The sequence below is a fragment of the Pseudanabaena sp. PCC 6802 genome (genome assembly GCF_000332175.1).
Taxonomy (GTDB): domain Bacteria; phylum Cyanobacteriota; class Cyanobacteriia; order Pseudanabaenales; family Pseudanabaenaceae; genus PCC-6802.
On sequence record NZ_KB235910.1, the window covers coordinates 365963 to 373177 of the forward strand.

The 7215-nt window shown below is 44.1% G+C and carries 7 protein-coding genes and 3 pseudogenes; 9 read left to right on the forward strand and 1 reads right to left on the reverse strand.

The window, feature by feature from the left end; all coding sequences use genetic code 11:
• The 8 genes and pseudogenes from PSE6802_RS27385 to PSE6802_RS0101830 form a co-directional block, all read left to right on the forward strand.
• A pseudogene (locus PSE6802_RS27385) lies at nt 1-496 on the forward strand (NF041680 family putative transposase); the annotation flags it as partial.
• Between the two features lie 97 nt (nt 497-593).
• A pseudogene (locus tag PSE6802_RS33020) lies at nt 594-869 on the forward strand (HepT-like ribonuclease domain-containing protein); the annotation flags it as partial.
• Nucleotides 862-1164: a hypothetical protein gene (locus PSE6802_RS0101800; RefSeq protein WP_019498365.1), complete on the forward strand. Its 303-nt coding sequence runs from the start codon at nt 862-864 to the stop codon at nt 1162-1164. The pseudogene PSE6802_RS33020 and the gene PSE6802_RS0101800, both read left to right, overlap by 8 nt.
• Entirely contained in the window at nt 1164-2372 is a 1209-nt protein-coding gene (locus tag PSE6802_RS27395; RefSeq protein WP_019498366.1) for a restriction endonuclease subunit S, read from the forward strand. Before PSE6802_RS0101800 ends, PSE6802_RS27395 begins: the two co-directional genes overlap by 1 nt.
• A gap of 28 nt (nt 2373-2400) precedes the next feature.
• On the forward strand, nt 2401-3108 hold the full coding sequence (locus tag PSE6802_RS0101810; RefSeq protein ID WP_019498367.1) for an AlbA family DNA-binding domain-containing protein: 708 nt from the start codon (nt 2401-2403) through the stop codon (nt 3106-3108).
• A 70-nt stretch (nt 3109-3178) separates the two neighbouring features.
• Nucleotides 3179-4286, forward strand: a protein-coding gene (locus PSE6802_RS32445) for an IS3 family transposase (RefSeq protein WP_156815370.1) whose coding sequence is annotated in 2 segments (ribosomal slippage) — nt 3179-3445 and nt 3447-4286 — 1107 coding nt in all. Because the reading frame shifts where the segments join, the coding sequence is not laid out codon by codon here.
• Nucleotides 4287-4370: 84 nt separating this feature from the next.
• Entirely contained in the window at nt 4371-5615 is a 1245-nt protein-coding gene (locus PSE6802_RS0101825; protein WP_019498368.1) for an ATP-binding protein, read from the forward strand.
• A 206-nt stretch (nt 5616-5821) separates the two neighbouring features.
• Nucleotides 5822-6082: a hypothetical protein gene (locus tag PSE6802_RS0101830; protein WP_019498369.1), complete on the forward strand. Its 261-nt coding sequence runs from the start codon at nt 5822-5824 to the stop codon at nt 6080-6082.
• A 50-nt stretch (nt 6083-6132) separates the two neighbouring features.
• On the opposite strand, the gene PSE6802_RS0101835 is transcribed toward PSE6802_RS0101830, so the two are convergent.
• Entirely contained in the window at nt 6133-6591 is a 459-nt protein-coding gene (locus PSE6802_RS0101835; RefSeq protein ID WP_019498370.1) for a hypothetical protein, read from the reverse strand.
• Between the two features lie 58 nt (nt 6592-6649).
• On the opposite strand from PSE6802_RS0101835, the pseudogene PSE6802_RS0101840 reads away from it, so the two are divergent.
• Nucleotides 6650-7215, forward strand: a pseudogene (locus tag PSE6802_RS0101840) (transposase); the annotation flags it as partial.

The following is a 7215-nucleotide window of genomic DNA, read 5'->3' on the forward strand; positions in this document are numbered from 1 at the left end:
CTTTACACTCATTCTGGTCGAACGTCTTGATATGCCTGAATCGAAACCCCTGTGGTTGATTTGGGTCGCTAAAGACGAGCCAATCTTGAGTGAGGTATGGCAAAAATATCTGCGCAGATTTGCCATTGAGCATTGGTATCGCTTGGTGCGTCAACGTCTCCATTGGACAATCCCTCAGCTTTCTACCCCTGCTCAGATGGAGACTTGGTCGGACTTGATGCCTTTACTTACTTGGCAATTGTGGCTCGCTCGTGAACTTGTCCAAGACTCTCCTCTGCCTTGGCAGAAACCGATGACTAAATTGTCTCCTGGTCGAGTTGCAAATGCTTTTGCTTTAGTTTTGGTCAGGATTGGCTCTCCTTCCCCTGACCCTAAACCTCGCGGTAAGTCTCCAGGTTGGCCTCTTGGGAAAAAACGAACCCAACGGATTCGTTATCCTACTGTCAAAAAACGCTATGCCAAGCCCCTCAAAAAAGCTTCCGCTGCAACTGCTTAGCTCAACTTCTTCCCTTTTATCCTCTCTCTCGCTAGTTTCTATCTAGCGAGATGCTTCTTGTTGCCTTTTAGTCTAAACTCCAGTTGAAAGCTATACAGCAGAAGGTATGGAAAGTTTTTATGCAGATTTAAAGACGCAAGATGCTGTGATTCGGAATTTAGAAACCTTGGGAGATGCCATACAACAATTACCTGATACATGGAAAGCTGCTCATCCAGAGATTGATTGGCGTAGGGTTATAGATTTTAGGAATGTGCTTGCTCATCAATATCTTGAAATTAATTTAGATATAGTTTGGAGTGTTATCGAGTACAGATTACCCGAACTGAAGCAAGCAATTGAAAAAATAGCAGAGGAATTTTGGAATGACTAACAGAGTATGCGATCGCCCACGTTTGGCACTAGAGGAAGCCGAGGCACAAATCAAGAAACTGAGCGAGAAAATAGCTCCCTTGCAAAATGAGATCAATCGTCTCGATCGTCAGTTTTGGGTGGAGCAGGCACTGGTGAAAGCCAACAAGTACGATCTGTCAGCGAGTCGCTATCGTCAGGTAGAACAGGATGAAGTTTTTTATGAACTGCCAGAAGTGACGATTTCTAGAATGCTAACCCTCGAATCGTTTATGACAGTTGAGGTAAATGAGTTAAAGCAATTACTAGAGGAATAATGGCAGCAACTGAGGTAAAGATTGGGGAACTAGCTAATCCAGAGCAAGGATCATTCAAAATTGGTCCTTTCGGTAGTTCTTTAAAAAAAGATGAACTTGTTACTAATGGGATATCAGTTGCAGGCATTGAAAATGTTTTACCAAATGCGTTTGTAAGCTCTTTCCGCAAGTTTATTACAGATGAAAAATTTAAACAGTTATCTCAATACGAGATTAAAGCAGGAGATATAGTAGTTACAACAATGGGAACAATAGGACGCGCGGCGGTTGTTCCTAAAAACATTTCAAAAACTATTATTGATTCCCATCTTTTTCGGATGAGAATTGATCAGTCAAAAGTCTACCCAGTATATCTTTGCTATGCAATTAATGGATATACAGGGTTAAAGCTCCAACTAGAAAAAATGTCCAGAGGGGCAATCATGGAGGGGCTTAATACCACAATACTAAAAGAATGCAAAATTCCATTACCTCCGATCGCTGAACAAGAACGAATAGCTGCAATTTGTGCAAAGGCGGATCGATTACGCCGCACCCGTCGCTATGCGATCGAACTTAGTGATACCTATTTGAGATCGGTCTTTCTGGAGATGTTCGGCGATCCTGCAACTAATTCCAAGAGTTTAGAAATACAGTCTTTAGGAAAACACTTAGCATTTATGACAAGTGGTTCGCGTGGTTATGCAGAATATTACTCATCATCAGGAGATAGGTTTATTAGGTCACTTGATGTACAGATGAATCATATTTCTGATACCGATATAGTGTATGTCACCCCACCTGATAATGCAGAATCTAAAAGAACCCAAGTTAGACCCAATGATGTATTACTCACTGTTACGGGTTCTAGAATTGGTCGTGTGGCTACTGTTCCTGCAAAAATTGGGAAAGCATATGTCAGTCAACATGTTGCAATATTGAGATTAAGCACCTCTCTAAATCCAATTTTCCTATCAATGTTTTTATCTCTTAAGGAAGGAGGACAAGAACAAATTAGTAGAACTCAATATGGGCAGACGAAACCTGGACTGAATTTTGAGCAAATTCAAGGTTTTAAGATTCCTATCTCACCCCTTCCCCTACAAGAAAAATTCGCTCAAATCGTGCAAAAACACGAACGCATCCGCGCCCAACAACGCGAAGCCCTACGCCAAGCAGAGCATTTATTTCAGACCATCCTCCATCAAGCCTTTCGTGGCGAGTTGTAAAGCATAGGTGATTTAGAGAGAGCAACAGATGGACATATACGAACTTAAACAGCTTATAGACTTAGGCGAAGGCAAAGAAATTGAGTTTAAGTTCTCTGAAAATGCCTTGCCCAAAGACCTATGGGAAACGCTATCAGCCTTTGCAAATACAGATGGTGGCTATATCATCCTCGGCGTAACCGAACAAAAAGGCGGACTCATAGAAATTACTGGCGTTAATAATCCACAGACAAGACTAAAAGAATTTTGGGATTTGCATAACAACCCCGAAAAACTCAACACGCCAATTTGTACGAATTCTGACGTAAATATTCAAAATATTGACAACAAAGCGATTGTCATCATCACAGTCCCTAGAGCAACGCGATCGCTTCGTCCGATCTACATCAGAAACAACCCCATGACTGGCACATTCAAGCGCAATCATGAAGGAGATTATCGTTGTATCAGAGAAGAAGTATTACAAATGTTGCGGGATGCTAGCAACGACCCTCAAGACCTCCAAATCCTTGAAGGCTTCAGCATTGCAAACCTTGACTCAGATACCCTCAAAGCATTTCGCCAGCGCTTTAGCTCCAGAGAACCCGACCATCCTTGGCTAGCCCTAGACGACCAAAACTTGCTATATCAGCTAGGTGGATGGCGACGCGATCACAGCACAAACCAAGAAGGTATAACAGTCGCAGGACTACTAATGTTTGGTCGCGAACGCAGTATCCTATATAATGCTCCCTAGAAATCGGACAGGAGGTTAAGATAGAAAAGCTGCCAACCATCACCACAATAGTATGGAGAAATTATAAACAATGCAGCGAAAAAAACACAGTGCGGAATTCAAGGCCAAAATCGCACTAGAAGCAGCCAAAGGATTGAAAACAATCAACGAAATAGCTAGTGAGGCAGAAGTACACCCTACACAAGTCACACTATGGAAGAAGCAACTGCTAGAGGAAATACCAACCCTTTTTGCCAGTAATCGAGGCCAGAAGCAAAAAACACAAGAGGATCTGACTGCAGCGCTCTACCAGCAAATAGGTCAGCTCAAAGTGGAACTGGACTGGGTGAAAAAAAAATCTGGCATTGTCAGTAGCTGAGAGAAAAAAATTGGTTGAACCGGCGCATCTGTCAATTTCTGTCAGCAGGCAGTGCGAACTATTGGGACTGGCAAGGTCTAGTTTCTACTACGAACCCAAACCAGAAACCGAGCATAACCTGAGACTAATGCGGATGCTAGACCGACAGTTCACTGCAACGCCCTTCTACGGTGTGCGAAGAATGACTGCCTGGTTGGCGACCCAAGGTGAAGTTGTCAACCCTAAACGGGTGAGAAGGTTGATGCGAATGATGGGTCTAGAGGCCATCTATCCCAAACCAAACCTCAGTATAGCCAAAGACAATGTGAGAAAGTATCCCTATCTTTTAAAGGAGGAGGAGATTACGACTCCCAACCAAGTCTGGAGTACAGATATCACCTACATTCCACTGCCCCAAGGATACATCTATTTGGTAGCAGTCATCGACTGGTATAGCAGGTATGTACTGTCTTGGGAAATATCCAACACGATGGACATCACCTTTTGCCTGAGCGCCTTGGAGAAGGCTTTGACTCAGAACACACCCAAGATATTCAACTCCGATCAAGGCAGTCAGTTTACCAGTGTGGCGTTCACTAGCAGATTAGAGGAAAAGGGGATAGCGGTTAGCCAAGATGGCAGAGGAAGAGCGTTAGACAACATATTTGTAGAGAGACTATGGCGATCGGTGAAGTACGAGGAGGTATACCCAAAAGCTTATACATCGGTTAAAGAAGCGATGCAGGAATTGGAGAAATATTTCCACTTCTACAACAATGAAAGACTGCATCAGTCTCTGGGCTATCAGCCCCCGTCTACAGTTCATTTTAAACAACCCTGATAGGGAGGTAAATATGTAGTTATTTTGCTTACCCTTTATCTGCGCGACTTCCTATCTTAATTTTTGTAGTTTTTTGTCTTGACAATGGGGAGCACTTTACTAGATGCCTTGCCAAACTACCAACTCGACTATCGAGAAAAACTTTCGGATAACCCAGAGGTACGTTGGACTTATCGATTGACCCTAGATGGGAAATGGGAGCCAAACCTTTTCAACTTTTACTATCGGGTGTATGGTCGTTTAGTGAGCGACCTAACCGTGCCATTTAAGCTAGACAAAGATGCTGTGCGTCTCGGTGAAACCCATATCCATGAAGCTTTACGTGAAGCACTCGTAAATACTCTTATCCATGCCGATCACCTGTCAACTCGTCCACTATGGATTCTCAAGCAAGCAGATAGCTTTATATTCTCCAATCCAGGGCGTTTAAGGGTTCCCATACAACAACTCTACGAAGGAGGTGTTACCGATCCTCGTAATCCCAACCTGCAAAAAATGTTTCAAATGCTAGGTTTAGGCGAGAAAGCAGGTTCAGGCTTTCAGAAAATTCTGCGTGCTTGGCAAGAGCAACAATGGCTAATTCCTCTCGTGTCAGAAAAACTAGATCTAGAACTCACAACAGTTTTCTTGCCAATGATTAGTTTTATCCCAGAAGATATTGAAACGGAACTAAAAGAAGTTGTAGGCAGCAACTACTCTGAGCTAACAGAACTAGACCGCATTATCCTCGTCCTAACCCATGAATTCGGTGAAGTTAGTAATATTGATATACAACGCTATAGAAAAGAGCATCCTAGAGATATAGGCGATTGCCTCAAGCGGCTGGTAACCAATGGCTATTTAGAACAGTCTGGGCGCGGACGGTGGACGCACTATAAACTGCTATCTCCAGGTATTACAGAACCATCAGCCTCTCAGTTAGCTCTTGACTATGTTGATAATGAGGCTAGCTCCGAGCATAACGAGACTAGCTCCGAGCATAACGAGACTAGCTCCGAGCATAGCGAGGCTACCTCCGAGCATAACGAGGCTACCTCCGAGCATAGCGATCGCGAATTACTCCTAGCGATTGCAGCACCTATCCGACAAAAGAAGCGGGTAACACCAGACCAAATGCGAAGTACCATACTTCAGCTTTGTACGGATAGGTTTTTACTCCTCAAAGCCTTGGCAGAACTGTTAAATCGTAGTCCAGACACTTTAAGAACTCACTACCTTAACCCCATGCTGCAAGAGCGATCGCTAGAACTTAAGTATCCTGAACAACCTAGCCACCCACAACAGGCTTACAAAGCAATTCTTGGGACTCAGCCTTCGCATCAAGAATAAAGCACCAAAAATCTCTACCCGCACGGAAATATAAACGTTTAAATCCCAGCTCAACATTTCGGTCAACCAAACCAAAGCAAGCTTTGTAAAGTAAAATTCCTCAAAGCTCTGTAAAGAAAGAACTTGAGGCAAATTTAACTAAAATGCTTACAATAGAAAAGCCTAGACAATTAGACTGAATTTTCCTGTAACCAAAACGCACATATATGGCAACACAGGCAGCTATCAGAATTGAAGATGCAAGCCCCATCGCAGAGTTGGGGCAGTATGCCAACGTGCAAGCCATTCAAGAGCTAATTGCCGAAGCTGGTGGTAAGCAACCAGCCAAACACACAACCAAAGAAGAATTATTCAAAGAAGTCGAGCAGTTGCTTGCCAGTCAGATTATGACAATTAAATTGTTAACCCTGGCTGCTGAGGTTAAAAGTAATAATATGGCTGAAAGTGGTGCTAAATCTTGGCTTTAAATAGCGCCACGGAATGTGTTAAGGCGACAAATAAAGTGTTGCTCGACACTTTATTTCCCAAACGAACCCATGGAACCCTCATTATTGCGTTGCCGTTGGATACTTTCCAACCAATCGATCGCATCGTATAGCCCTTTCACAATTTGACACTCATAGCGATTTAGGCGATCGCTGTCTTGCGGAATAGCTTTAGAGGCGATCGCCGCTTGTTTCTCTGAGCGATCGAGATGTTTCAAGTAGGCTAACTGTTGCTCGATCTGCTCGATCTCGTGCTGGCAGGTTTCCGAGATCTCTGCGATCGCAAAGGTTAACAAAAAGTACGCGTCCTCATCCACTGTCACTGTTTTCCAACGCACCAAAGACCTCCAAATATGATCTCGATGTAGTCCTCGCTCCAACTCCTCTACTGGCGGCACCCCCTCACTAGGAAAACTTGCGATCGCTGCGCCAATAGCTCGATGCAATTCACTGGAGTTTAGACTAAAAAGTGGTAAAAAGCAGCCAGCCATTGCAGACTGACCGCTTGATGATGGAAGCTGAAAAGACTATAAAATCAACAGCTTCATCATGATTAGTTTGGATAAACTTGAGCAATTTCGCAAGTACACGTACGAAATTATAGGGAACGGGAGAGATGCGCTGTTCGACTTGATGGATGCGGTACTGACGAGTCGGAGTGTCTCATCGTTTGTGGAACTTTCGTTAAGCCCATTATTTCGGAGGGAGTGGTCGAGTATCTATGAAGCACTGCAAGATAGTCATCCTCCACGTGAAGACTTGATGAAGCAATACATACAGCAAATGCCGGCAGCAGAGGTGACGATATTGGCGGGCGACCATACAGCCTGGTCGCGTCCCTATGCGGTGACATTACAAGAACGCACCTACGAACATCAACCTCAACCGGGAGTAGGAAGCAAACCTGTTACGGTGGGGCAAGGATACAGCACAATTGCCTGGATTCCAGAGTCAGAAGGGAGTTTTGCCTTACCGTTGCGGCATGAGCGGATCACCAGTTTCGAGAACCCCGATTCAGAAAGCCGCTAGTCAGTTACGCTTGGTTTGTGCGGAAATTCCTGGGACTGTGCTTTTCCTGGGGGATGGCGAGTATGGGTGCGCACCATTTTTGCAGC

Coding starts and splice junctions, on each gene's coding strand:
- PSE6802_RS0101835 (WP_019498370.1), bottom strand. CDS start 6,591: ATGGCTGGCTGCTTTTTACCACTTTTTAGTCTAAACTCCAGTGAATTG.
- PSE6802_RS27395 (WP_019498366.1), top strand. CDS start 1,164: ATGGCAGCAACTGAGGTAAAGATTGGGGAACTAGCTAATCCAGAGCAA.
- PSE6802_RS0101800 (WP_019498365.1), top strand. CDS start 862: ATGACTAACAGAGTATGCGATCGCCCACGTTTGGCACTAGAGGAAGCC.
- PSE6802_RS0101825 (WP_019498368.1), top strand. CDS start 4,371: ATGGGGAGCACTTTACTAGATGCCTTGCCAAACTACCAACTCGACTAT.
- PSE6802_RS0101830 (WP_019498369.1), top strand. CDS start 5,822: ATGGCAACACAGGCAGCTATCAGAATTGAAGATGCAAGCCCCATCGCA.
- PSE6802_RS0101810 (WP_019498367.1), top strand. CDS start 2,401: ATGGACATATACGAACTTAAACAGCTTATAGACTTAGGCGAAGGCAAA.